Source organism: Pseudomonas sp. GW822-FHT02G04 (genome assembly GCF_058802085.1).
Genome location: NZ_JBXANU010000029.1, coordinates 58,101 through 83,513, shown reverse-complemented (window position 1 = coordinate 83,513; position 25,413 = coordinate 58,101). Strand labels below are relative to the sequence as shown.

Genomic DNA, 25,413 nt, shown 5'->3' with positions numbered 1-25,413 from the left:
GGCGATGAAGTGCTGATTCCGGCGCCGTACTGGGTGTCGTACCCCGACATGGTGCTGGCCTGCGAAGGTGAACCCGTAACCCTCGCCTGCCCGGAAGAAAACGCTTTCAAGCTGACCCCGGCTCAATTGCGCGGCGCAATCACCGAACGCACTCGCTGGCTGCTGCTCAATTCGCCGAGCAACCCGACCGGTGCCAGCTACAGCGCCGCCGAACTGCGCGCCCTGGCAGATGTGCTGCTCGACTATCCGCAGGTGTTGCTGATGACCGACGACATTTACGAACACATCCGCTATGAAGGCCTGGACAACCCGCACATCCTCGCCATCGAACCGGCGCTGACCGCACGCACCGTGGTAGTCAACGGCGTATCCAAGACTTATGCCATGACGGGCTGGCGGATCGGCTACGCCGCCGGCCCGGCCGATTTGATCAGCGCGATGGCAACCCTGCAATCGCAATCGACCAGCAATGCCTGCTCGATCAGCCAGTCTGCAGCGGTCGAAGCGCTCAACGGCGATCAGGCCTTCGTCAAGGAAAGCGTGGCGGTGTATCAGCAACGCCGTGATCGTTGCCTGGACCTACTCAACGCCATCGACGGTTTGAGTTGCCGCAAACCCGATGGGGCGTTTTATCTCTATGTGAACTGCGCGGGTTTGCTGGGTAAATCGACGACTCAAGCCAAACGCCTGGACACCGATTACGACGTGGTCATGTACCTGTTGGAAAGCCAGGGTGTGGCAGTGGTGGCCGGTACCGCGTACGGGTTGGCGCCGTTCTTCCGGATGTCGATCGCCACCGACATCAAGACCCTCGACGAAGGTTGCTCACGGATTGCCGCTGCCGTTGCGGCTTTGAGCTGAGGACCGACGATGGCCGTGGCGACCCACCCTCCCCTGAGTTTCAAACAGGCCTTGCTGGCGATGCTGGGCATCTCGCTGGTGTTGATGCTCTCGGCACTCGACCAGACGGTGATCGGCAATGCCTTGCCAAGCATCGTCGCCGAACTCAAGGGCTTTGAACTTTACGCGTGGGTCGCCACGGGCTACATGCTGGCATCTATCGTCACCATCTCGATCTTTGGCCGACTGGGGGATTACTACGGGCGCAAGCCCTTCGTGATCGCCGCCACCCTGATTTTCACCCTGGCTTCACTGGCCTGCGCACTGGCCAGTGACATGCTGTTGCTGGTGATCGGTCGCGCCTTGCAGGGCGTCGGTGGCGGCATGTTGATCGGCACCGCATTCGCCTGCATTCCGGAACTGTTTCCCGATACCAGACAACGCCTGCGTTGGCAGATGCTGCTCAGCGCCCTGTTCAGTGTGGTCAACGCCATCGGTCCGGGTTTAGGTGGTTATCTGACCGGGGCGTTTGGCTGGCGCTCGGTGTTCTATCTCAATCTGCCGCTGGGTTGCCTGGCGCTGTTTTTTGCCTGGCGCTACCTGCCTTATTACCGCCCGCAGCAACTGACAAAGATCAGCCTCGATTGGCCGGGCGCGCTGCTGATCGCCCTGGCATTGGGCAGTCTGCAGTTGTTCGTCGAATGGCTGGGGCATTCCAGCCTGATGTTGAGTGCGGCGCTGGGGTTGATCTGCGTGGCGGCGACTGTCGCGTTGTGCGTTTGGGAGCGGCGCTGCACACACGCACTGCTGCCCTCGGCATTGCTGCGGCTACCGAGCATACGCCTGCTGTTTCTGCTGTCGATGGCGGCCGGCGCGATCATGTTTTCGCTGCTGTTCTATCTACCGCTGTTGCTGCAAGGCAGCTATGGCTACTCGCCGCAGGATGCCGGCCTGTTGATTACACCACTGGCGCTGAGCATCACCCTGGGGGCGATCGTCAACAGCCGCATCGTGACCCGTTTGCGTAATCCAAACCTGTTACCGCTGTGCGGTTTTGTGGCGCTGCTGCTGGCATGCTTCTGCCTGGCCCTCGCCGGGCGTAGCGCCTCCTTCAATGTGTTGCTCGGCTTAATCCTGCTGGCGGGTCTTGGCTTGGGATTCATTCTGCTGAATCTGACAGTCTTCACTCAAACCCTCGCCGAGCGCCAGTTCCTCGGGATCGCCACCGCGCTGACCCAATCGCTGCGCCTGGTAGGCGGATTGCTCGGAACGGCCTCGATGGGCGTGCTGGTCAACCTGCTTTACAGCGCCAACCTGCAACGACTTTTTATCGCCCAAGGGCACGCCGACGGACTGGCGTTGTACGCCGACCCGCAGATCCTTTTGCACCCCGACGCCGCCCTGCTCGAACACCCGCAATGGCTGAACCTGGCCCGCGATGCGCTGGCCCAGTCGGTGGGCGTCGGCCTGCTGCTCTGTGCCGGCATCGGCGTGCTTGCACTGTTCATCCTGTACCGCTTGCCGCCCGTGAGACTGAACGTCTTGCCGGCCACCGCTGCTCCTGAAAAACAATAAAAACCTTTACTGCCGCTTTTGACTGCCTCTCACAACATTCGACAACTCATGGGGATGACTCCGATGGAGCTTTTCAATCGCGCACCTAAAGTAGTGGCCGGCATTTGCGGCCTGATCATCGCTCAACAGGGTTACGCCGCAGGCTTGGTAGAAGACAGCAAGCTCAGCGTGCTGGCCCGCAACTTTTTCAGTAATGCCGATAACCGCAGCGGCGCCGCCGCCCCCAACTACACCCAGGAATGGGGCCAGGGTTTCATCGCCAACTTTCAGTCCGGCTACACCCAGGGCACGGTCGGTTTCGGCGTAGACGCCATTGGCATGTACGGTATCCGGCTGGACTCCGGCAAGGGCCGGCACTACAACCCCGAAAGCAAAAACTTCAACGGCAACATCTTCCCGACCGACAGCGACGGGCGTGCCGTGGATGAGTTCGGCAGCCTGGGCCTGACGGCCAAGGCGAAGTTCTCCAACACTGAACTGAAATACGGCACGCTGGTCCCGATGTTGCCGGTGGTGATGTCCACCGACCGCATGCTGCAACAAACCTTCAATGGCGGGCAGATCCAGTCCAGGGATCTGGAGAACTTCACCTTCACCCTCGGCCAGTTGGAACATGTCAAAGGTCGCGGCTCAAGCAACCAGATGGGCATGTCCATTCCCGGTGCAAACAACGCGCAGACGGGCGAGTTCGTCAACAAGTTCTATTACGGTGGCGTGGACTACAAAGCGACCAAAGACCTGACCTTGCAGTACTACTACGGCAACCTGCAGGACTTCTACAAACAGAACTTTCTGGGTCTCAAATACGATTGGCAGGTCGGCCCCGGCACCCTGCGCACCGACCTGCGTTACTTCGACAACCGCTCCGATGGCGCCAACGGTCATGACCCCGACTTCTACACGTTTGGCTACTACGGCGACGGCGTCACCAAAGGCAAAGTCGACAGTCGCCTGAGCAGCGCGCAATTCACCTACCTGGTGAACGGCCACACCATCGCCGCCGGCCTGCAGCAAGTCAGCGGCGACAGCGACGCGGTCTGGCTGAACCAGGGTGACGGCTCCACCGCGTATTTCATGACGGAGTCGATGATCGGCAAATTCCAGCGCGCCGGCGAAACCACCTGGCAGGTTCGCTACGGCTATGACTTCGCCAAGGTCGGGGTTCCGGGTTTGAGTTTCATGGGCATGTACGAAAGCGGTTCGAACATCCGTACTCCCACGGGCGACAAAAGCGAATGGGAGCGCAACCTGACCGTGAGTTATGTGGTCCAGCAAGGGCCGCTTAAAGACCTGAGCATTGCCCTGCGCCACGCTTCGTTACGCACCGAAGTGTCCACGCAACGGGACAGCGACGAGCATCGAGTGATCATCAGCTACCCACTGAACATTCTGTAAAAGCCGACACACTGGGTGATGCGCATCGTCACCCAGTGTGCCGTTGTAGATGACAGAGACAAGACTGACTAGCCTGCTTCCCCTCCCCGCGATCTTGCTGAAGATCTGCCTCTTCTCCCCGCCACTCTGGGCCAAAAGCTGACGCCATACCTTCGCCGCCCTGGCCAGGTACGTTCATGAATTCGCATCCCGTCTTGATATGTTTATTTTCACACAGTTGATTTGTGAAATATTTTATGTCATTTATATCCTCGCAAATCATCAGGACAGTCCACCTCGCCAGACTGGACGGCAGCCCGTATCACCCCAACGCCCCATCCAAGGAGTCAACAATATGAACAAAACAGAACTTCTAGGTGCTCTGGCACTGTGCGCCGCAAGCTTGCTGGCACACGCTGACGAGGACAGCCTGCGTATCGGCATCGAAGCCGCCTACCCGCCCTTCTCCTTCAAGACGCCGGAGGGCAATGTCAGTGGTTTCGATTACGACATCGGCAACGCGCTGTGCGCAGAGATGAAGGTCAAATGCGAGTGGGTCATCCAGGAATTCGACGGCATGATTCCGTCGCTGAAAGTGCGCAAGATCGATGCAGTGCTGTCGTCGATGTCGATCACTGAAGACCGCATGAAGTCGGTCGATTTCAGCAAAAAGTACTACCACACGCCGGGCAAGTTCGCGATGAAGACCGGCAGCGTGATCAACGACCCGCTGGTCGATCTCAAAGGCAAGAAAGTCGGCGTGCAACGCGCCTCGACCTACGACCGTTTCGCCACCGAGCAGCTTGCGCAAGCCGGCGCCGAGGTAGTCCGCTACGGCTCACAAAATGAAGCCTTCCTCGATCTGGCATCAGGTCGCCTGGACGCCACCCTCGCCGACATCGTCAACACCGATGAGAGCTTTATCAAAACGCCAATAGGTAAAGGTTTCGCACTGGTTGGGCCGGACATCAACGACCCGAAATACTTCGGCAGAGGTGCCGGGATCGCAGTGCGTAAAGGCGACAGTGCGAACGTTGCACGCCTGAGCGCAGCGATTGACGCCATCCGCGCCAACGGCAAGTACCAGCAAGTGATGGCCAAGTATTTCGCCTTCGATATCTACGGCGAATAAGCCGTTACCCGAAACCCTGGCGCCGGCGTTTGCGGGTGCCACTTTTGGCTTGTCTCGCGCGCCTCCCGGCGCTCGTTTGAGGAACTTCATCATGCTTCACGGCTACGGATCGAGCATTCTCGATGGCGCCTGGCTGACCATTCATCTGGCCCTGACTTCCATGACCATGGCGATTGCCCTGGGTCTGATCGGCGCCGCCTTTCGTCTGTCACCGTTTAAATGGCTGGCGGTGCTGGGCGAAGGTTATACGACCCTGATTCGCGGTATTCCTGACCTGGTGTTGATCCTGCTGATTTTCTACGGCGGCCAGGATCTGGTGAACCGCATTGCCCTCGCACTCGGTTACACCCGCTACATCGACATCAACCCGTTTATCGCCGGCGTCTGCACCATGGGTTTCATTTTTGGTGCCTACCTCTCGGAAACCTTTCGCGGCGCTTTTATGGCAATCCCCAAAGGTCAGGCCGAGGCCGGCGTGGCTTATGGCATGAGGGGCACTCAGGTGTTCTGGCGGATTCTGGTGCCGCAGATGATTCGTTTCGCCATTCCAGGGTTCACCAACAACTGGTTGGTGCTGACCAAATCCACCGCGCTGATCTCGGTGATCGGGTTGCAGGACATGATGTTCAAAGCCAAAAACGCAGCGGACGCCACCCATGAGCCGTTCACGTTTTTCCTCGCGGTGGCCGCGCTCTACCTGATGCTGACCAGCGTGTCTTTGCTGGTGCTGCGCTATCTGGAAAAACACTACTCGGTCGGCATAAAAGCCGCCGAACTGTGACGGGGAGCACATTCATGATTCTCGACTACAACCTGATCTGGGAAAACCTGCCGCTGTACCTCAATGGCGCCTTGTTGACCCTGAAAGTTCTGCTGATTTCCCTTGCCGTTGGCCTGGTGCTGGCGATTCCTTTAGCGCTGATGCGTGTCTCCCGATCGCCGCTGATCAACTTCCCGGCCTGGCTCTACACCTATGTGATTCGCGGCACCCCGATGCTGGTGCAACTGTTCCTGATCTATTACGGGTTGGCGCAGTTCGAAGCGGTACGCCAAAGCGCGCTCTGGCCTTACCTGTCCAGTGCAACCTTTTGTGCCTGCCTGGCCTTCGCGATCAATACCAGTGCCTATAGCGCGGAACTGCTGGCTGGCAGTTTGAAAGCCACGGCCCACGGCGAGATCGAAGCCGCCAAGGCCATGGGCATGTCGCGCTTTACCTTGTACCGCCGCGTGCTCCTGCCGTCGGCCTTGCGCCGGGCACTGCCGCAATACAGCAACGAAGTGCTGATGATGCTGCAGACCACCAGCCTGGCGTCGATCGTCACCCTGGTCGACATCACCGGAGCCGCTCGTACGGTCAGTTCGCGGTTCTATCTGCCATTCGAGGCGTTCATCACCGCCGGCCTTATCTACCTGGCCCTGACCTTCATCCTGGTTCGTCTGTTCAAGCTGGCCGAGCGCCGCTGGCTGGCCTATCTGGCACCGCGCAAGCACTAAGGAGCTGTTATGGAGCACATTGAATACCTGTTGCCGTGGGGTGCCTCGGGCACAGAACGACGGCTGTCGCTGTTTCGTTTTGGCAGCGGACCGCGCAAGGTTTACATCCAGGCCTCCCTGCATGCCGACGAGCTGCCGGGGATGCGCGTCGCCGTTGAACTCAAGCGCCGTCTGCAGGAACTGGAAGAGCAAGGTCGCCTGACCGGGGTGATCGAGTTGGTGCCGATGGCCAATCCGATCGGTATCGCCCAGATGTTCCAGGCCACCCATCAAGGTCGTTTTGAGTTTTCCAGCGGGAAGAACTTCAATCGTGATTTTCCAGAGCTGGCCGAAGCTGTGGCGGCGCTGGTGAAAGGTCAACTGGGCGCCCACGCCGACGTCAACACCGGGCTGATCCGCCGCGCCATGGCCGATGTTCTCGCCGACATGCCACCGCCGACCTCGGAACTCGATGGCCTGCGCCGCCTGTTGCTTTCACATGCCTGTGACGCCGATGTGGTGCTGGACCTGCACTGCGATTTCGAGTCGATCATGCTGCTTTACGCCATGCCGCAACACTGGCCGCGCCTGCGCTCATTGGCCGCTCGACTGGGTGCCGGCGCCGCATTGCTGGCTGAGGATGCGGGCGGCAGTGCCTTTGATGAAGCCTGTGCAATCCCTTGGCTGCACCTGGCCGAGCGCTTTCCTGAAGCCGACATTCCGCTGGCGTGTGTGGCCACCACAATCGAATTGCGCGGCATGGCCGATACCGAACGCGAGCAATGCATCGAGAGCGCGCAGGCCATTCTCGGCTATCTCGCCGAGCAAGGCCTGATCAGCGGTGACTGGCCGGCCGCGCCACCGACCGAGTGTGAAGCGACGCCATTCGCCGGCGCGCAGTACGCCTATGCGCCGCACCCCGGCGTGGTGAGTTTTCTGCAACCGCTGGGTGCCCGGGTCAGGGTCGGCGACCCGCTGTTCGAAGTGCTTGATCCGCTGAACGATCGCCACAGCATCGTGCGCGCCAGCACCGACGGCATCCTCTATGCCCGCGAACGCCTGCGTTTTGCCCAGCCCGGTTTGTGGCTGGCCAAAGTGGCCGGTACTCGCCCTATTCGCCAAGGCCGCTTGCTCAGCGACTGATTCCAGAGAGTTGAAACCATGTACAAACTTGAAATTCAGGATCTCCACAAAAGCTACGGCACCCACGAAGTGCTCAAGGGCGTGTCCCTGGAGGCGAAGGCCGGTGACGTGATCAGCATCATTGGCTCCAGCGGTTCCGGCAAAAGCACCTTCCTGCGTTGCATCAACCTGCTGGAACAGCCCAACGCCGGCAGCATCGTGCTCAATGGCGAACAGCTCAAGCTGGTGACCAACAAACTCGGCGGGCTCAAGGCTGCCGAGCCCAAACAGTTACAACGCATGCGTTCGCGACTGTCGATGGTGTTTCAGCACTTCAACCTCTGGTCGCACATGAGCGCCCTTGAAAACGTCATGGAGGCCCCGGTGCATGTGCTGGGCATGAACAAGAAAGAAGCGCGGGAAAAGGCCGAGCATTACCTGAACAAAGTCGGCGTGGCGCACCGCATGAATGCCTGGCCGGCCCATATGTCGGGGGGTGAGCAGCAGCGCGTGGCGATTGCCCGGGCGCTGGCCATGGAGCCGGAAGTGATGCTGTTCGATGAACCGACCTCAGCCCTCGACCCCGAGCTGGTCGGCGAGGTGCTTAAAGTCATGCAGGACCTCGCACTCGAAGGCCGCACCATGGTGGTCGTGACCCACGAAATGGGCTTTGCCCGCGAGGTCTCGAACCAGTTGGTGTTCCTGCACAAGGGCCTGGTCGAAGAGCGCGGCAATCCGCGTAAAGTGCTGGTCAATCCGCAGTCCGAGCGGCTTCGGCAGTTTCTGGCCGGCAGCTTGAAATAATCATACACTCCAGCCAACTTATGCCCCCGCGCAAAACCCCGTAGGAGCGAGGCTTGCCCGCGAAGCGAACACCGCGGTTTTTCAGGCATTGCGCGTTATCGTTCTTCGCGGGCAAGCCTCACTCCTACAGGTTATGCGCCTGCCCCATCTCCAACCCTCAGGAACTGTAGAGCCGGACATGCCGACCCCTTCGAAAGACACCACGGTCTATGCCGCGCCGGTGATGCGTAAACTGGCGGAAATCGTTTCCGATTTACAGCCTTCACTGCGCAAAGTGGCGGATTTTATCCTGCGTCACCCGCTAAGGGCCGCGACGCTGACCATCGAAGAAATGGCCCATGAAACATCCACCTCGCCGGCCGCGGTCAATCGTCTGGCCAAGGCGCTGAACCTGGGTGGCTACACCGGCATGAAGGCCGAGCTGGTCGCGACGTTGCAGCAGATGGTGTCGCCGGTCGACAAACTGCGCAACGAACTGGCGCATCGTCCTGGCGGTGCATTTGGCCTGCATGAGCAAATCCAGAGCGCCTCCAGCAACCTCGCCACGGCAGCCACCAACAACCACGCCGACACCTTTGAAGCGTTTGTCACCCGCCTGATCGAAGCGCGCAAAATTTACATCCTGGGCTTTGGCAACAGCGTCTACTTCGCCGGCCTCGCCGCCTCGACCCTGATGCCCTTCTGTGCAGACGCCACCGCCATCAGTATGGAGGGCGGCAACGAAAACGCCGCTTACCGCCTGGCCGCCATCACCGATCAGGATGTGTTGCTGGCGATCTCCCTGCCGCGCTATTCCCTCGATACGCTGCAACTCGCACGCTTCGCCAATGAACGCGGCGCCTCGGTGCTGGCGATCACCGACTCACCCGCCTCGCCGCTCACCAGCATTGCCGAACACGTGCTGTTTGCCCCCGCCGACCATCCGGTAATGACCAGTTCCAACATCGCCGTGCTCGCCTTGATCGAAGGATTGGTGGCGGGTGTGATGGCGCGCAATAAAGAAGCCGTCAAGCTGGCGACCGAACTGACCGAAAGCGTGATGTCTTATTTGCATATTCCTGCCAGCAGCAAGTCGTCGAAGAAGTGATATCTGACGGGGCTTGCCCCATGGGCAACCTGGAAACCCAAAACCGCCCGGCTTTCGTGGACCGAGCGGTCTTGGGGCTGTCTTGCGACAACTCGTTCAGGACTGTGCCTCAACCTCCCGGGCACAACCATTGCGCAACTCTGATGCCAACGTCTGTTCGTCCAGCGCCCCTTCCCACTTGGCAATGAACAGCGTGGCGACACCGTTGCCGATGACGTTGATCAACGCCCCGCCTTCGGAAATAAACCGGTAGACCCCAAGCACCAACACCAACCCGGCCGCCGGAATCACATCCAGGCTGCCAAGGGTGGCCGCGAGGGTAATGAACGCACCGCCGGTGACGCTGGCCGCGCCCTTGGAGGTCAGCAACAGAATCAACAACAGGGTGACCTGGTGCCACAGGTCGAGGGGGATATCCAGCGCCTGGGCGATGAAAATCGCCAACACTGTCATGTTGATGCAGCTGCCATCGAGGTTAAAACAGTATCCCGAAGGCACCACCAATCCCACCACCGACTTCTCGCACCCCAGGCGCTCGAGCTTGCCCATCAACCGAGGCAATGCCGACTCCGAAGATGAGGTGCCCAACACCAGAAACAGCTCATCGCGGATGTACTTGAGAAACTGCCACAGGCTGAAACCGGCCAGGCGCGCGACCAGGTTGAGAATCACGAACACAAAAAACAGCGCCGTCACGTAATAGCAGATCAGCAAGTTGCCATACGCCCCCAGGGAGCCGACGCCATACTTGCCGATCGTAAAGGCCATGCCGCCGAAGGCCCCCAGCGGCGAGACATACATCACGATCTTGACCATGCGGAAGAACGCCTGGGCTACCAGATCGATCAGGTTCAGCAACGGCTTGCCGGCAGCACCGAGCATCTGCAAGGCGAAGGCAAACAGGATGGAAATGAACAGCACCTGGAGAATATCGCCTTCGGCAAAGGCACCAAACACAGTACTGGGCACGATATGGGTGAGAAAGCCCACCACACTCTGTTCATGGGCCAACTTGCTGTAGCTGTCGATGGCATGGCCGTCGAGGGTCGCCGGGTTGATGTGCATGCCCGTACCAGGCTGCATCAGGTTGACCCCGATCAGCCCGATCACCAGCGCCAGGGTGGTCAGCACTTCGAAGTACAGCAACGACTTGAAGCCGACCCGGCCGATGCGCTTGAGGCTCTGCATGCTGGCAATGCCACTGACCACGGTGCAGAAGATGATCGGTGCAATCAGCATCTTGATCAGCTTGATGAACGTATCGCCCAGGGGCTTCATTTCTTCGCCGAGACTGGGATAGAAATGACCGAAGATGATGCCCAGCACAATCGCCAGCAGCACCTGCACATACAGGTGGCGGAACACTCGGCGCAGGCGTGAATGGCTCGGCTTTTTTTCGGCAATCGAGGGTGTAATTGTTGTTGTCATGATGGCTTCCTCGCAGGCGTGATGCATTTCCCCAGGTAGCCGACCGCCACATCGGTGCACGACCGATCGCCTGGGAAAGAGTGTTCGGGGGAATGATTACTTCTGGATGTACTCGGAAATCTCGATCAGGTTGAGATCGGGATCGCGCAGGTACACCGAGCGAATGGGCCCCCGGGCCCCGGTTCGGGTCACTGGACCTTCCACCAGCGGCCAGTTCACCGTTTTAAGGTGGGCGATGACCTCGTCCAGTGGCGCGCTGGCGATAAAGCACAGGTCCAGGGCCCCTGGCACGGGCACGTGGGCCTTGGGTTCGATTTCATGACCGCGCACGTGCATGTTGATTTTCTGGTTGCCGAACGTGAAAGCCACCCGGCCCTCGCCGAATTTCTCCAGGTGCATGCCCATCACCTCGGTGTAGAAATGAATGGTCGCTTGCGGGTCGGTGGCAGTCAGGACGATGTGGTCGACGTGATCGATCATCCCAACCACCGGAGCACCTGGCGGCACGATGGCGGCAGCCACGGCAGGCGTTACCTGCAGCAATGCGCCCAAGGACAGCGCGGCAATGAACAACGAGACAAACTGACGGACCGGTGTGATTGTTATTGTTTTCATGAGTGGACCTTCTTGTTGGGTGGTGAAGCCTTCACGACACGAGGTTGATCAGGTTCCCCGAGTGGTAGCCCTGCAGGTTGCCAAGGATGCCGTCGGCCAGCCGTTGCAGGCTGCTCTGGCTGGCCCAGGCCACGTGGGGAGTGACGATCAGGTTGGCATGGCGGCTATTGAGCAAAAGGTGGTTGGCCGGTGGTGGCTCCTGGCAAAGCACATCGAGGGCCGCGCCACCGAGGCGGCCGCTGTCCAGCGCATCGAGCACCGCCGCTTCATCCACCAGCGGTCCGCGAGCGGTATTGATCAGCAACGCGCCGGGTTTCATCTGCGCCAGTTCCAGGGCCCCGATCAGGTGTCGGGTACGCTCGGTCAATGGACAGTGCAAAGAGATCACGTCGCTTTGCGCCAGCACCGTTTCAAAGGACTGATACCCCTTGCGCACCGGGACCACGCCACGGTGTTCGGCAAACAACAACTGCATGCCCAGCGCACTCGCGAGACGCGCCGTAGCCAAACCGATTCCGCCCCGACCGACGATGCCCAACACACAGCCCTGAACATCACGGATCGGCGCGCTATGGACGCAGAAATGCCGCGAATCCGACCAGTCCCGCAGCGCCGCAGCCTGGTAAGCGAACAGCTGTCGACGCAGGGCGAAGATTGACGCGATCACCGACTCGGCGACGCTTTGTGCCGAGTAGGCCGGGACATTACACACCGTCACGGCAAAATCACGGCAGGCCGCCAGATCAATGCAGTCATAACCGGTGGCCGCGACGCCGATGAAGCGCAGGTTCGGCAGTTGCTCAAGTTCGGCCCGGCCGATGCGCACCTTGTTGGTGATCACCGCATCGGCATCCCGAGCGGCTTCCACCACTTGGCCTGGCGTCGTGTCGGGGCGGTCCTGCCAGTCGGTGACCCAGGCCGGGCGAGCGATACTTACGGGCAGGCTATCGCTATCAAGAAATACCACTTTCATGCTGCACGCTCCGGCTGGACGGGTTCGGAAATCTCGATCAGGTTCAGGTCCGGATCACGCACATACACCGAACGTATCGGCCCGGTGGCACCGGTACGCAACACCGGGCCTTCGATGATGGGCCAGTCGACACGGGCCAGGTGCGCAATCACTTGGTCCAGTGGGATCGAGGCGATAAAACACAGGTCCAGCGCTCCCGGCACCGGCAAGTGCGCCTTGGGCTCGAACTCGTGGCCACGCACGTGCAGGTTGATTTTCTGCTGGCCGAAAGCGAACGCCTTGCGCCCACCAGCAAAGGTTTGCACCTGCATGCCCATGACCCGCACGTAAAAATCCTCGGCAGCCACAGGGTCGATGGTGGTTAGCACTAAATGGTCGAGATGATCGATCATGAGTGCAGCTCCTGGGCTCGGGCCGACGGCACCTGTTTTTCCAGGCTGGCGACATGGGCGGGGATCGGGTGCAGGTCCAGGCGTTTGCCGGCCTTGAGGATCTGGCTGGGAATGTCGTGACCGACCAGCCCCGGCAACTGCGCGGCGACCGCCAGCACCCGGTCCAGATCAACCCCGGTGTTGAAGCCCATCAACTGCAGCATGTGCAACAGGTCTTCGGTGCACACATTGCCGCTGGCCCCCGGTGCATAAGGGCAACCGCCCAGGCCGCCAAGGGATGAATCGAAACGATCGACCCCGGCCTCGATGGCCGCCAGCGCATTGGCCAGGCCCATGCCACGGGTATTGTGGAAATGCAGGGTCAGTTGCAGCGCCGGAAAACGTTCGCGGACGGCCCGGGACAGCATCTCGACCTGACTCGGGTACGCCATGCCGGTGGTGTCGCACAAGGTCACGCCGCGCGCCCCCAGGTCGGCGAAGCGCTCGACCCAGTGCAACACCTCCCCCACCGGAACATCGCCCTGCATCGGGCAGCCGAACACGGTCGACAACGACACATTGATCGCCACCGGCCCCTGGCCGATCACGCTGACCACTTCGCTGAGCTGGGCAAACGACTGCTCGCGGCTCATGCGCAGATTGGAACGGTTGTGCGGCTCGCTGACCGACATCACCAGGTTGGCTTCATCGATGTTACACGCCAGGGCCCGTTCGGCACCGCGCACGTTAGGCACCAGCACGGTGTACTCCACCGCCGGATTGCGCCGGATACCCTGCATCACCGCCTCGGCATCGCGCAGCGCGGTAATGGCCTTGGGCGAGGTGAACGAGGTGACCTCGATCTTGGCGAAACCACACTGGCTGAGGGCATCGATCATGGCGATCTTGTCGACGGTTTCGATAAAGCGCGCTTCATTCTGGAAGCCGTCACGGGTCGCGACTTCCTGCAAGAAAAGACGTTGCATGTTGATTCTCCGGTTCAAATGATGCCGCGTTGGCGCCAGTCGGCTTGCTGCGCAGCGTCGATGCCAAGCTCGCCCAGAATCTCGGCGGTGTGCTGACCCAGGGTCGGCGCCGAGCGAGTCACACTGCCAGGCGTGGTACCCAGCTTGGGGACGATGCCGGGCAAGGTCACTGGCGTACCGTCGTCCAGCTGGCTGTCGAGCAACATGTCGCGCGCCCGGTAATGTGGGTCCTGCGCAATGTCGGCAGCGTTGTAAATCCGGCCGGCCGGGATGCGTGCCTCGGTCAGGATCGACAAAACTTCGTCGAGGGAAAGCCGCGCGGTCCATTCGGAGATGGCGGCATCGATGCGCTCAACCTGCAGCACTCGGCCATGGTTTTGCGCAAGCTCGGGATCAGCCCCCAGATCACGGCGACCAATCACCTCCATCAGGCGTTGATAGATGCTGTCGCCATTGCCCGCGATCAAGGCAAAACCACCGTCACGGCAGCGATAGGCATTGGTCGGCGCGATACCCGGCAAACTGCTGCCGGCGGGCTCACGAACGGCATTGAACACCGAGTATTCGGGCAACAGGCTTTCCATCATGTTGAACACCGACTCGTACAGCGCCACGTCGATCTGCTGGCCGTCACCGCCGTTCTGCTCGCGATGACGCAGGGCAAGCAGAATCCCGATCACCCCGTGCAAGGCCGACAACGAGTCGCCAATGGAAACGCCAACCCTGACCGGTGTCCGCCCGGGCTCGCCGGATAGATGCCGCAACCCGCCCATCGCTTCACCGATCACGCCAAAGCCAGGACGGTCGCGGTAAGGCCCGGTCTGGCCGTAGCCGGAGACCCGGAGCATGATCAGTTTCGGATTCAGCACGTGCAGCGTGTCCCAACCCAGCCCCCAGTTTTCCAGAGTCCCTGGGCGAAAGTTCTCTATTAGTACATCCGCGTCGGCCAGCAGCTGGCGCACGACCTGCTGGGCTTCACGCTGGCGTAAATCAAGGGTCAGCGAGCGTTTGTTGCGAGATTGCGCGGCCCACCAGACGGAAGTACCGTCATGCAGCAAGCGCCATTTGCGCAACGGGTCACCGGTGACCGGAGGCTCGATCTTGATCACGTCGGCGCCAAATTCACCGAGCATTTTCGCCGCAAATGGCCCGGCAATCAGTTGACCGAGCTCCACGACCTTGACACCTTGCAGAGGTAACCTCATGACGTTTCCCGTTCTTGTTGAGTACTTGTGGCATGGATAATCGACACAAACCGGGCAGATGAAAATTTCATATTTCGCCACTACTCTTTCCAGAATGGAAAACCTTGGATCCTCTTGATGATCAATCCCCTGCATTTCGATCTGCTGTCATTGCGCCTGCTGATCTTCGCCGCCGAATCCGGCAACCTGACCCGTGCCGCCGAAAAGGCCAACATGACGGTCTCGGCGGCCAGCAAACGGTTAGCCGAGCTGGAACGAACCACCCAGTGCCCGCTGTTCGTGCGCCTGCCAAGGGGGCTCGAACTGACCGCCGCGGGGCAAGGGATCGTTGAACATGCCAGAACGATTCTGGAAGGCGTGAACCGAATGGCGTGTGACGCCAGCGATTACGCGGTCGGGGTGCGCGGGCATGTACGGTTGTTCGCCAACACTTCCGCCGTCGTCCAGTTTCTGCCGGACGACCTCGCGTCTTTCCTGCGCGCCAATCCGAACGTGCGTATCGGGCTGGAAGAAGCACTCAGCGAACCGATTATTCAAGCCGTGGAAAACGGGCGTGCCGATATCGGCATTTTTGCCGACAACGTACCGGCTGAGGGCCTGTACAAACTGCCCTATCGCGACGACCAACTCGTGCTCCTGGTGCCGGTCGGCCATGAACTGGCCAATGAGCGCAGCGTGTCCTTTGCCGACACGCTTGGCTTCGATTATGTAGCGCTCAACCAGGGCAGCTCGTTGCTGCGCAGAATCACCGATGCCGCCGTCAGTGCGGGCAAGATCCTCAAGGTGCGGATCCAGGTCAGCAGCTTCGACGGCATCTGTCGGATGATCGAAGCCGGCTTGGGCATCGGGATCTTGCCGTTGTCATCCGTGCGTGCCGAATTGCTCGGTACCCGCCTGATTGCTGTCGACTTGAGTGATGACTGGGCCCACCGCACGTTGTTCGTGGGGGTTGCGAGTCAGGCGCAACTGACTCCGGAAGCGGCCAAGTTGTTCGAGTATCTGAGCAGCGTGCATGGCTGACCCTGTCGCAGGGTCGGCACTGTTCTTTTCACACCAGCCTAATGAGCAGCAAGACCAACAGCACATTCAATACGGCCAACGAACTCAAGCCCGCAAGCACTCCGCCGGCGCCCAAGGTCTGTAATAGGTAGCCGCCAGCGAGGGGGGTCAAGGCTTGTCCAATGAGCGAAGGCCGAGCCATGCGTCCCATCAGCAATACATAATGGGTGGGCGACATAAGGGCCAGCGGCAGTAGTCCTCGAACGATCGCCCGCAAACCATTACCCGCGCCGTAGATCACCAGTCCCACCGCAGTCATTGCCGGCGCCATGGTCACCAGCAACAGACCGATCGCCACAAATACCACGCAGATCAATGTCGTCCAGATAGGATGTCTCTTTCGCGAAAACACTTGTAGAACACGTGAACCTACCTGACTTGGGCCCAGCAAGGCGCTCAGTCCGATGGCGGCTGCGAGCGAATAGCCCTGCCCCTGCAACAATGAAATCAGCTGGACAGACATCGCCGTCATGATCACTGCACCCAACGCAAAAATCAGTGTGAGCAGCAGGTAGATCCGCCGGTCGATTGAGAGGCGTTCATCACTCATGGCACGGCTTTTTGCGAGTGGCCCCGCGCCCCGCGCCAGCACCCAGAGATAAAGCGGTGCCACGGCAATGACCAATAACACCCCGTAAGCCAAGCACGTCGTGCGCCAGCCAACGTGCTCGATGACCAACGCAACCGCTGGCCATGACAGCGTTGTCGCAAACCCTGAAATAATCGTGATCCCGGTAATCGCACTGCCCGCCCGCTCCCCGTACAGAGAACCTAAAGCGGCGAACAACGCTTCATACAGCCCCAGCGCCATACCGATGCCAATCACTGCCCAAGACAAAAGAAACATCGGCAACGAGGTCGAGCTCGCCATCAGAAACAACCCGATGGCGACGCCCAGGCCGCTACTGGCAAGGATGGGGCGGCCGCCGTAGCGGGCGATAAGCCGACTGGTCAATGGCGCCAGCATTGCAGAAACCAGAATGCTAAGAGACAGCGCGCCATACACCCATTGGCTGGCCCAGCCGGTCTCTTTCATGATTGGCTCGGCCATGACGGCCATCAGGAAGAACGAACCTCCCCAGACCAGAACTTGCAGCATCCCCAATATAAAAATGCCGAATACGCCAGGCAGTCGCGTTTGATGGTTCAAGGCAGTGTCATCAGTGATGAGAAAAAAGCAGAAGTCGTGAGCAGCTGCGCAACAACGGGTAGGGGCTAATAGATTGGCCGATGGCTCAAAGCATGTGCCCGGCCCAGATGTTGCGATTGACCAGATCGGCGGCGATCTCGATAAAAGCCTCCCCGACAAATTTCGCGGCCGGGCTGACGCGCCTGTCCGCGGGAAAGACCAGGACCAATTTACGCATGGGAGCGGGGTCGACCAACGGTGCCGCACTGAGCACGCCCGCTTCGATTTGCGCGTAAATCGAGGCCAACGGCAAAGCGGTCAAACCGAAGCCATTGCGGACCAGGTCGATCATCGCGCCAAAGGAGTCGGCTTCAACGCTGGTCTTGAGCTTGATCCCGACTTCACGCGCACAGTTATCCAGAATCACCCGAAGGCCATGTCGGGCGCTGGGCAACACCAATTGCTGCTCGGCCAGAGACGCGAACGACACCGGCGTATCAAGACGCAGGTTGGCGCTGGCAGGGCCGACCAGCAGCAGGTTTTCCATCATCACCGGCACGATACGCAGCGTGTGCAGGGGTTGCGGATCGTAGGAAATCGCCAGTTCCAACTCGCCACGCTGAACCCAATCCAGCAGGTAGCCGCTGAAGGCCGAGGAAAACCTGATGCTGAGATTCGGATGCGCCTCTTTGATCTTGCGCACCAGAGGGACGGTGACGATTTCCGCAACCGTCGGCGTTGTCCCGATGACCACCGTTCCCCGAAAAGAGGTTTTTCCGCCCACCACCGAGCTTCGAATGGACTCCATTTCTTCCATGATTCGGGTGGCATGGGCCAGCACTTCGCGACCGGCATCGGTAATCTCCATGCCTCGCCCATGCCGATCAAACAGGTAAGTGCCGAGCTCCTTTTCCAGCAATCGAATTTGCCGGCTAAGGGCCGGTTGCGCAATGTGAAGACGATCCGAGGCCTTGCTGAGACTGCCCAGCTCGGCCACATGAATCAGGGTCTTGAGTTGAACGACATCCATTACCAGGCCAGTCAGCATCGGGCTCGGCGCGATATGCGTCGAAAGTGTTGTGAGTGTAATCGCATTTGCGCACCTTGGAATGCCTCGCCAACCGTGTGTCGCGGGGCCTCAGGACTGGCGAGTCGGCTGTATCCCCCAGCGCGCCGGGGCTGCATGCCAAGCTATAGAATTCAGGTATATCAGTTAGGCCTGCCTGACGGCTTATTAGCCTCCTGACTCTGCGGTAGCGTGCAATCAACGTCGGCGCCAAAGAGCGTCCGACTCACTACAAGAATAAGATTCGAGGGCTCGCGCCATGATGTTCAATGCTTCGTCTTACCTGACCTGCCCGGTTTCCCCGGGCCACGTACAGCTCGCCATGCTCGTGCATCCTCCCTCCCCTTTCTCTTCAGTAAACCCGGCCATGAGCGGGTTCACGCCGCTTCGTTAAACCCGACAACCCATCGAGCCAGTCACGTCGGACACGCATCAGCGTGCTCCTCGTATCGCCTCGCCTTGAAGAAAGGGTGAACAGCATGTCCGCATCAATCACAGACGCCAAAGACCACGCTGCCGCAGCCGCTCCGATGAGAGCGCCGAACCGCGTCAAAGCCATCATGGGTGCCTGCTCGGGCAATCTGGTGGAGTGGTACGACTTTTTCATTTACGCCTACACCGCCATCTACTTTGCCGCTTCGTTTTTCCCCAAGGGGGACACCACCAGTCAACTATTGGCGACCGCGGGGGTCTTCGCCGTCGGCTTTTTCATGCGCCCGCTCGGTGGCTGGATATTCGGCTGGATTGCCGACACTCGTGGCCGCAAGGTGTCGATGATTATCTCGGTGTTCATGATGTGCGCCGGCTCGCTGCTGATCGCCGTCATGCCCACCTACGCAACCATAGGGGTCGCGGCACCGATCCTGCTGGTGGTGGCCAGGTTGATTCAGGGCCTGTCCGTCGGCGCGGAGTACGGCACCGGCGCCACCTACATCAGTGAAATCGCAACACCGGGCCGTCGCTGTTTCTACGGTTCCTTCCAGTACTTCACCATCATTGCCGGTCAGCTGCTGGCCTTGATGACCGTGGTCATTCTCCAGCAAACCCTGACCGGCGAAGAGTTGCGCGAATGGGGCTGGAGGATTCCGTTCTTCATCGGCGCCGTGAGCTCGATCGTGGTGGTGTATCTGCGGCGGGCCATGCATGAAACCGCGACCAAAAAAGACATGAACCGCAAAGATGCCGGCTCTCTGCGCGGCATGTTCAAACACAAACGGGCGGTCGCCCTGGTAGTGGCGTTCACCATCGGCGGATCGCTGTACTTCTACACCTTCACCACCTACATGCAGAAATTCCTGGTGATCTCCGCAGGCTTCAGCCCGGAAACGGTGAGCTTCATCATGACCGCCGCCCTGGTCGGCTTCATGCTCTGCCAGCCGCTCTTTGGTCTGCTCGCCGACCGTATCGGGATCAAGGCGCACATGCTGATGTTTTCCGGGTTGGCCATGTTGCTGGTGATTCCCCTGCTCTATTCATTGCAGTCGGTCAGCAGCCCGTTTATGGCGTTTCTGCTGGTGTTTGGCGGGCTGGCCATTGCCTCGCTCTACACCCCGATCGCCGGGATCGTCAAAGCCGAACTGTTCCCGCCGGCAGTACGCGCGTTAGGCGTGGGCTTTCCGTATGCCGTCGGCAATGCGGCATTCGGTGGTACTGCCGAGTACGTCGCCTTGTCGCTTCGTTCGCAGGGGATCGAGGAGTATTTCTTTTTCTATGTCGCCGCGGTAGTCACCATCACTTTCATCGCCGCGATGCTGATGCCGAATCTGTCTCGCTACGGGTACATCAGCGGCTCGGGTGAAGTCGAAGAGCGCACCGGGCTCAAGGGTTATTCAAAACCGAGCGCTGCCGGGGTCTGACCAAGAAATTTGAGCGCCAAAAGTCCTGTGGGAGCGCGCGGTGCCGCGATCCCACAGATTCTGCGCCCTGTTTTGTTACTGCGCAGTGCTCGCCTGGAAATTGGCGATCTGTTGCCACATCGCGATCGGGTTGGAATACATCGGGAAATGCCCGCACTCCGGAATGGACGCCAACCGCACACCTTCAGCCTGGATATGGGGCAAGTAGGACAATGACGCGTTCTGTTCGCCGTACATGAACATCCGCGGGCACTTCAACCCGAGGAACTTGCTCATCAGGTCGGCGTTATCGGAGAGGTCGACCATCGACTGAAAAATCCCTCGCACCGCACCGACACGCACCTTGTGCCGCAAGCTCGCGGAATAGAGTGCGCTGGCATACGCCGGGGCGTGCCGGGCACGTTCGATGAAGGCGGCGAAGAACGTTTCGGGATCGTCGCTCGGATAATCGACTATCTGCCGGCTGAGGAAGCAGTCTTCCGGGGCGATATTGCCCTCGATATCGACGAAGCTGAGCACCCGATCCGGGAACTGATGGGCCAGCATCAGCGCGGTCAGCCCGCCCATCGAGTGGCCGACCAGATGGAAGCGCTCGATACCGAAATGCGCCAGCACCTGCAGCGCCGTCTGCAACAAAAAGGGAATGGAAATCCTGGAAAGGTCACTGCACTGGCTTTCACCGCAACCCGGTGCGTCGTAAGCAACGAAAGGGTGACCGGCGAATGCGCACTGCTGCACGATGTCGGCATAGTCTTCTTTGGTCGAACCAAACCCATGCAGGAACACAATCGGCGCCAGCACGCCGTCGCGATGGATGGCGGCCACGTTCAGCTGGACACCCTCCACCGTCAGAGGGAGTTGCACGTGAGTGAACGTTTCTGGTGAGGGCACGATGTTGGACTCCTTGAGCGGAAAGGTTGCGCCGAGCCTGGGTTGCCGGCAGCCAGGCTCGCAATTTCAAGGGAATCGGGTGTTCTGTAAATTCCTGATTGAGGAAGGCTTTCATAGGCCAATCCTATCAATCGGTGTTCACACACAGTCCCTGGGCCAACTCACGCCTTGGCCCGGAACCAGGCAACGACGTCCTCCACCACCGGATTGGGCCGATCGGCATTCCAGGCCACTGCGGTGGTTACAACATTGAGCTTCTGGCTCAGCGCTCGAAACACAACGTTGTCCGGCGCCAGTTTTTTCAGTGACGCCGGCACCAGTGCGATGCCTTGGCCATAGCTGACAAAGGCAATCTGCGAAGCGACGGAACGCACTTCATGCAGCACCCGAGGGGAAAACCCGCTGGCCCGGCAGGTCGCGATCAGATTGTCGAAGTACACCGGGCTGACCTTGCGGGAAAACATCACCAACGGCTCATTGGACAGACTGGACAGACTGATTCGTGTGCGCGAAGCCAACGGGTGATCACTGGGCAGCGCCACCACCAGGCGATCCTCCAGCAGCGGCAGTGAATTGATCGAAGCACCAAGATCACCGTCCAGCCGGGCGAAGGCCAAATCGATGTCACCGGCCTCCAGCGCCGGGACGGCTTCAACGCTGTCGATCTCGCGCACGGACACAGTGAGGTGCGGGTAATCGTTTTTCAGTTGCTCAATCAGCCCCGGCAACACATCGAACATCGCCGTGGAAATCGCACCAATGGTCAACATCCCCGACTGCCCCGCCACCGCCTCCTCCACGGCGAGCTCCAGACGCTCCAGTTGGTCGGCGAACTTGCGCACCGCCGGCAGGATCGCGGCGCCAACAGGGGTCAGTTTCGCCCCGCGTCGCGAACGGTCGAACAGCTTGACCTTGAGCGCCTGCTCCAGCACCTGGATCTGCTCGCTCAGCGGTGGCTGGGACATGCCCAGCCGCTTGGCTGCGCGGCCGAAATTCTGTTCTTCGGCCACTGCGAGGAACAACCAGAGATGACGAATCAGACGAAAATTGATCATGATTAATCCATAGGTTTAGCGTATCCAACGCTTCTGTGATTCGTAATATACCTATCAAATGCTCTCGCAGACACTGGGCGCCTCCGTCACCACAGGGGCTTCCTCATGACTAACAAGAGCATAACTGACAAGAGTGTGCTGGACCGCTTGGCGGCGCTGGATACCAACACGGTCTCCGATGCGCTCGACTTTCTCGGCCTGCCGGGTGCCACCGTTGGGCTGCGCCCGTTGTGGAACTGCCCAAGGATCGTCGGCCGCGCCAGCACGGTGCTGCTGGCGCCGAAATCCGACAGTGCGCCCACAGTGCACCTGATTACCCCGGTGGTTGAACAGATCGACAGCGACGATCGTGTGCTGGTGATCGCCGGTGGTATCGAAGGCATTTCCTGCTGGGGCGACATCCTCGCCAACGCAGCGGCCGGCAAGAAAGTGCGCGGCACGGTGATCGACGGTTTCAGTCGTGACATCGACGGTAGCGAAGCCATCGGTTACCCGGTTTACGGCCGTGGCGTGACCATGATCAGCGCGCGCAATCGGGTGGTGCAGATTGATGCTGGTGTGACGATCAACGTCGCCGGCGTCGATGTCAGCGAGAACGACTATGTCATCGCCGATACCTGCGGCACCGTGTTCGTGCCCTCAACCCATATCGAGAAAGTGGTCGACCTTGGCGAGCGTATCGCCCGCCGCCAGGACGGCATGGTCGAGGCGGTCCGCAGCGGTCGCTCGGTAGCCGAAGTGATGCACGACACCCAATTCGAAGCGATCCACGTGGAGCATGCCTGATGAATATCGAAGACAAAGAACTGGTCGCCTTGTTCGAAGGCCTGGACACCCCGGGCGTCTCCGATGCCCTGGACAAACTCGGCCTGCCCGGCCAATGCCTCGGTGTGGCGCCACTGGACAACTACAGCAAGGTCATCGTCGGTCCGGCGTTCATCGTGCAATACGTCTCGGCCAGCGTACCGCCTGGCACCGTGGGCGATTTCATCGAAGACGTGGCGCCCGGCGACGTGGTGGTCATCGACAACAGCGGTCGCACCGACTGCACCGTCTGGGGCGACATCATGACCCAGTACGCCGGCACCCGGCAGATCGCCGCCACCGTTATCGACGGTGTTTGCCGTGACGTGAACAAGGCGCTGGGCGATGGCTATCCGATCTTCAGTAAGGGCCGCTTCATGCGCACCGGCAAGGACCGCGTACAGGTGCAGTCGGTCAACCAGCCAGTGTCGATCGGCACGGTGCGGGTCTGTGCCCGTGACATTGTGGTCGCCGACGCCAATGGCGTGGTGATCGTGCCTCGCGCGCGCGCGGCGGAAGTGGCGGCGTGTGCCCGTCAGATCGAATCGGTCGAAGCCGACATTCGCGCCCTGATCGCTCAGGGCAAAACCCTTAAAGAAGCCCGGGCCGCCCTGGGTTACCACAGCCTGCAGAGGAAAGCCTGATGAGCACACTCCCCTTCCCCGCGGATTTTCACCAACGGGCAAAAGTACTGGGCAGTTCGACGCTGTATGAAGCGTCCCATCTGCCCTGCGCGGTCGACAGTGCGATCCGCCCGATCTGGGACGGCGCCTTCATCGCCGCCCCCGCCTACCCGCTGGAATGTTCTCCGGGCGACAACCTGGCCCTGCACCTTGCGATGGAACGAGTGCCCCGTGGCAGCGTACTGGTCGTGGGCACGGGTGGCTTCATCGCCGGTTACTGGGGCGAAGTGCTCACCGTGGCAGCCGAGGCGGCCGGCGTGGTCGGGCTGGTGATCGATGGTGGCGTACGCGATATCGCCGCCTTGAAGAAACGCCAGTTCCCGGTATTTGCCCGGGGTATCTCGGTGAAAGGCACGGTCAAGGCCAGCGCTCCTTCGGTGGGGCAACCGTTCAATTTCAACGGTGCTTTGGTGGCTCAGGGTGATCTGGTAGTGGCAGACGATGACGGCGTCATCATCATCCCCAAGGCGGATGCGGCACGTACTCTGGCCGAAGGCGAGGCGCGCGCGAACAAGGAAGCGCAGATGATGCAGGCACTGACCGAAGGCCGCTCGACCCTGGAACTGATGAACCTGACTGAGTGGAGAACCCGGGCATGAGCGCTGATATCCAACGGCTGAACCAGCGCCTGGCCAGCGCGCAGCCTTCCGCGACCTACCGGATCATGGACCGTGTGGCGGAACGCCGGGCACAAGGCGCGAAGATCATTTCGCTGTGCGCTGGCGAGCCCGACTTCGATACGCCCAAGCATGTGCGCGAAGCGGCCATTAATGCCATTGAACACGGCCATACCCGCTACACCCAGGTCGCCGGGGTCCGTTCACTGCGAGAAGCGGTGGCCGCCAAGTTCCGCCGCGAGAATGGCCTGGACGTCACCTGGCAAGACACCCTCGTCTGCAACGGCGGCAAACAGGTGATCTACAACGCTCTGGCTGCGACACTCAACGAGGGCGACCAGGTTATCGTGCCGGCGCCGTACTGGGTCAGCTACCCGGAGATGGTGCAACTGTGCGGCGGTGAAGCACGGATCGTCACCTGCGACGCCGACACCGGTTTCAAGCTGACGCCCGCGGCACTGGCCGCCGCGATCACCCCGCAGACCCGTTGGTTGATCCTCAATTCACCGTCCAATCCCACTGGCGCGGTGTACAGCGAGGCTGAACTTCGCGCTCTGGCGGCGGTGTTGCTGGATCATCCCCATGTACTGATCCTGGCCGATGACATCTATGAACACCTGATCTTCGACGATCAAGCGTTCCATACCTTAGCCCAGGTAGAGCCACGGCTGGCTCCGCGAACCCTGACCATGAACGGTGTCTCCAAGGCCTACGCCATGACCGGCTGGCGCATCGGTTTTGCCACCGGGCCGCGCTGGTTGCTGGAGGCCATGGAAAAGCTGCAAGGGCAGCAAACCTCTGGCGCCAGTTCGATCTCGCAACAGGCGGCACTCGCAGCACTGGAGGGGCCTAAGGATTTCATCCACGAAAGCCGTGTCGTGTTCCAGCGCCGCCGAGACTTGATGGTGACGCTGCTAAACGACATTCCAGGACTCGAATGCGCGGCTCCAGCAGGTGCGTTCTATGCATTCGCCTCCTGCGCCGGACTGATTGGCCGAACGTCCCCAGGCGGGCGAGTTCTGCGCACCGACGAAGATGTGGCCCACGCGCTGCTCGACGAAGCGGATGTGGCCGTGGTGCATGGCAGCGCCTTTGGCCTTGGCCCGTACATTCGCATTGCCTATGCGTTGGATGACGCTTCATTGCGCAAGGCTTGCGAGGCCATCCGGGCGTTCTGTAGCGCCCTGCGTTAACCCGTAGTTGAAGAACGTGCAATATTTCGCACTCGATTACACTTGCAGCGATCGGCAGATTCCCGCTGAGAACGG

Annotated in this window: 25 protein-coding genes; 15 read left to right on the top strand and 10 right to left on the bottom strand. The window is 60.3% G+C overall.

The window, feature by feature from the left end:
• From AC1RO5_RS26380 to AC1RO5_RS26340, 9 genes are all read left to right on the top strand, one after another.
• Positions 1 to 861: aminotransferase class I/II-fold pyridoxal phosphate-dependent enzyme (locus AC1RO5_RS26380; RefSeq protein WP_493178508.1), on the top strand; the 861-nt coding region annotated here is incomplete at its 5' end.
• Positions 862 to 870: 9 nt separating this feature from the next.
• Positions 871 to 2,415: an MFS transporter gene (locus AC1RO5_RS26375; RefSeq protein WP_493178507.1), complete on the top strand. Its 1,545-nt coding sequence runs from the start codon at positions 871 to 873 to the stop codon at positions 2,413 to 2,415.
• Positions 2,416 to 2,478: 63 nt separating this feature from the next.
• Positions 2,479 to 3,810, top strand: coding sequence for an OprD family porin (locus AC1RO5_RS26370; RefSeq protein WP_493178505.1), 1,332 nt, complete (start codon positions 2,479 to 2,481; stop codon positions 3,808 to 3,810).
• A gap of 334 nt (positions 3,811 to 4,144) precedes the next feature.
• Positions 4,145 to 4,921, top strand: a complete 777-nt coding sequence (locus AC1RO5_RS26365; RefSeq protein WP_493178504.1) for an ABC transporter substrate-binding protein — start codon at positions 4,145 to 4,147, stop codon at positions 4,919 to 4,921.
• 91 nt (positions 4,922 to 5,012) lie between these two features.
• The gene (locus tag AC1RO5_RS26360; protein WP_493178502.1) at positions 5,013 to 5,702 is read left to right on the top strand and encodes an ABC transporter permease; all 690 of its coding nucleotides are present in this window, start codon (positions 5,013 to 5,015) and stop codon (positions 5,700 to 5,702) included.
• Between the two features lie 14 nt (positions 5,703 to 5,716).
• Complete coding sequence (locus AC1RO5_RS26355; RefSeq protein WP_064616839.1) at positions 5,717 to 6,415, top strand: ABC transporter permease; 699 nt, start codon at positions 5,717 to 5,719, stop codon at positions 6,413 to 6,415.
• A 9-nt stretch (positions 6,416 to 6,424) separates the two neighbouring features.
• A complete protein-coding gene (locus tag AC1RO5_RS26350; RefSeq protein WP_493178501.1) occupies positions 6,425 to 7,537 on the top strand; it encodes a succinylglutamate desuccinylase/aspartoacylase family protein in 1,113 nt (370 codons plus the stop codon).
• Positions 7,538 to 7,555: 18 nt separating this feature from the next.
• A complete protein-coding gene (locus AC1RO5_RS26345) occupies positions 7,556 to 8,320 on the top strand; it encodes an ABC transporter ATP-binding protein (protein ID WP_493178499.1) in 765 nt (254 codons plus the stop codon).
• A 178-nt stretch (positions 8,321 to 8,498) separates the two neighbouring features.
• The gene (locus tag AC1RO5_RS26340) at positions 8,499 to 9,407 is read left to right on the top strand and encodes a MurR/RpiR family transcriptional regulator (protein ID WP_493178498.1); all 909 of its coding nucleotides are present in this window, start codon (positions 8,499 to 8,501) and stop codon (positions 9,405 to 9,407) included.
• Positions 9,408 to 9,503: 96 nt separating this feature from the next.
• Here the strand turns inward: AC1RO5_RS26340 and AC1RO5_RS26335 are convergent, their stop codons facing one another.
• The 6 genes from AC1RO5_RS26335 to AC1RO5_RS26310 form a co-directional block, all read right to left on the bottom strand.
• A complete protein-coding gene (locus AC1RO5_RS26335) occupies positions 9,504 to 10,835 on the bottom strand; it encodes a dicarboxylate/amino acid:cation symporter (protein WP_018928331.1) in 1,332 nt (443 codons plus the stop codon).
• Positions 10,836 to 10,931: 96 nt separating this feature from the next.
• Positions 10,932 to 11,315, bottom strand: a complete 384-nt coding sequence (locus AC1RO5_RS26330) for a VOC family protein (RefSeq protein WP_026345858.1) — start codon at positions 11,313 to 11,315, stop codon at positions 10,932 to 10,934.
• A gap of 166 nt (positions 11,316 to 11,481) precedes the next feature.
• The gene (locus tag AC1RO5_RS26325) at positions 11,482 to 12,423 is read right to left on the bottom strand and encodes a D-2-hydroxyacid dehydrogenase (RefSeq protein WP_493178494.1); all 942 of its coding nucleotides are present in this window, start codon (positions 12,421 to 12,423) and stop codon (positions 11,482 to 11,484) included.
• Complete coding sequence (locus AC1RO5_RS26320; RefSeq protein WP_007995886.1) at positions 12,420 to 12,815, bottom strand: VOC family protein; 396 nt, start codon at positions 12,813 to 12,815, stop codon at positions 12,420 to 12,422. The genes AC1RO5_RS26325 and AC1RO5_RS26320 overlap by 4 nt, the downstream gene beginning before the upstream one ends.
• Complete coding sequence (locus tag AC1RO5_RS26315) at positions 12,812 to 13,780, bottom strand: hydroxymethylglutaryl-CoA lyase (RefSeq protein ID WP_477759626.1); 969 nt, start codon at positions 13,778 to 13,780, stop codon at positions 12,812 to 12,814. The genes AC1RO5_RS26320 and AC1RO5_RS26315 overlap by 4 nt, the downstream gene beginning before the upstream one ends.
• Before the next feature lie 14 nt (positions 13,781 to 13,794).
• Positions 13,795 to 14,985: a CaiB/BaiF CoA transferase family protein gene (locus AC1RO5_RS26310; RefSeq protein WP_493178490.1), complete on the bottom strand. Its 1,191-nt coding sequence runs from the start codon at positions 14,983 to 14,985 to the stop codon at positions 13,795 to 13,797.
• Between the two features lie 117 nt (positions 14,986 to 15,102).
• On the opposite strand from AC1RO5_RS26310, the gene AC1RO5_RS26305 reads away from it, so the two are divergent.
• Entirely contained in the window at positions 15,103 to 16,005 is a 903-nt protein-coding gene (locus AC1RO5_RS26305; protein ID WP_493178488.1) for a LysR family transcriptional regulator, read from the top strand.
• Positions 16,006 to 16,033: 28 nt separating this feature from the next.
• On the opposite strand, the gene AC1RO5_RS26300 is transcribed toward AC1RO5_RS26305, so the two are convergent.
• On the bottom strand, positions 16,034 to 17,143 hold the full coding sequence (locus AC1RO5_RS26300; protein WP_493178512.1) for an MFS transporter: 1,110 nt from the start codon (positions 17,141 to 17,143) through the stop codon (positions 16,034 to 16,036).
• A gap of 136 nt (positions 17,144 to 17,279) precedes the next feature.
• Positions 17,280 to 18,221 (bottom strand): LysR family transcriptional regulator, encoded by a 942-nt coding sequence (locus AC1RO5_RS26295; protein WP_493178487.1) that lies wholly within the window; start codon positions 18,219 to 18,221, stop codon positions 17,280 to 17,282.
• A gap of 497 nt (positions 18,222 to 18,718) precedes the next feature.
• Here AC1RO5_RS26295 and AC1RO5_RS26290 point away from each other — a divergent pair, with 497 nt between their 5' ends.
• Positions 18,719 to 20,095 carry an MFS family transporter gene (locus tag AC1RO5_RS26290; protein WP_493178485.1) on the top strand — a complete coding sequence of 459 codons (1,377 nt, stop codon included), beginning with the start codon at positions 18,719 to 18,721 and terminating at the stop codon, positions 20,093 to 20,095.
• A gap of 75 nt (positions 20,096 to 20,170) precedes the next feature.
• Here AC1RO5_RS26290 and AC1RO5_RS26285 read toward each other — a convergent pair whose 3' ends face one another.
• Both AC1RO5_RS26285 and AC1RO5_RS26280 read right to left on the bottom strand, forming a co-directional pair.
• Positions 20,171 to 20,986, bottom strand: a complete 816-nt coding sequence (locus AC1RO5_RS26285) for an alpha/beta fold hydrolase (protein ID WP_493178484.1) — start codon at positions 20,984 to 20,986, stop codon at positions 20,171 to 20,173.
• A 161-nt stretch (positions 20,987 to 21,147) separates the two neighbouring features.
• Positions 21,148 to 22,041: a LysR family transcriptional regulator gene (locus AC1RO5_RS26280; RefSeq protein WP_493178483.1), complete on the bottom strand. Its 894-nt coding sequence runs from the start codon at positions 22,039 to 22,041 to the stop codon at positions 21,148 to 21,150.
• A gap of 120 nt (positions 22,042 to 22,161) precedes the next feature.
• Here AC1RO5_RS26280 and AC1RO5_RS26275 point away from each other — a divergent pair, with 120 nt between their 5' ends.
• Genes AC1RO5_RS26275 through AC1RO5_RS26260 form a run of 4 tightly spaced genes read left to right on the top strand, consistent with a single transcriptional unit; the run spans position 22,162 to position 25,338 of the window.
• On the top strand, positions 22,162 to 22,827 hold the full coding sequence (locus AC1RO5_RS26275; protein ID WP_493178510.1) for an RraA family protein: 666 nt from the start codon (positions 22,162 to 22,164) through the stop codon (positions 22,825 to 22,827).
• Entirely contained in the window at positions 22,827 to 23,489 is a 663-nt protein-coding gene (locus AC1RO5_RS26270; RefSeq protein ID WP_493178482.1) for an RraA family protein, read from the top strand. Before AC1RO5_RS26275 ends, AC1RO5_RS26270 begins: the two co-directional genes overlap by 1 nt.
• Complete coding sequence (locus tag AC1RO5_RS26265) at positions 23,489 to 24,127, top strand: RraA family protein (RefSeq protein ID WP_493178481.1); 639 nt, start codon at positions 23,489 to 23,491, stop codon at positions 24,125 to 24,127. The genes AC1RO5_RS26270 and AC1RO5_RS26265 overlap by 1 nt, the downstream gene beginning before the upstream one ends.
• Positions 24,124 to 25,338, top strand: a complete 1,215-nt coding sequence (locus AC1RO5_RS26260; protein ID WP_493178478.1) for a pyridoxal phosphate-dependent aminotransferase — start codon at positions 24,124 to 24,126, stop codon at positions 25,336 to 25,338. The genes AC1RO5_RS26265 and AC1RO5_RS26260 overlap by 4 nt, the downstream gene beginning before the upstream one ends.
• Positions 25,339 to 25,413 lie beyond the last annotated feature (75 nt).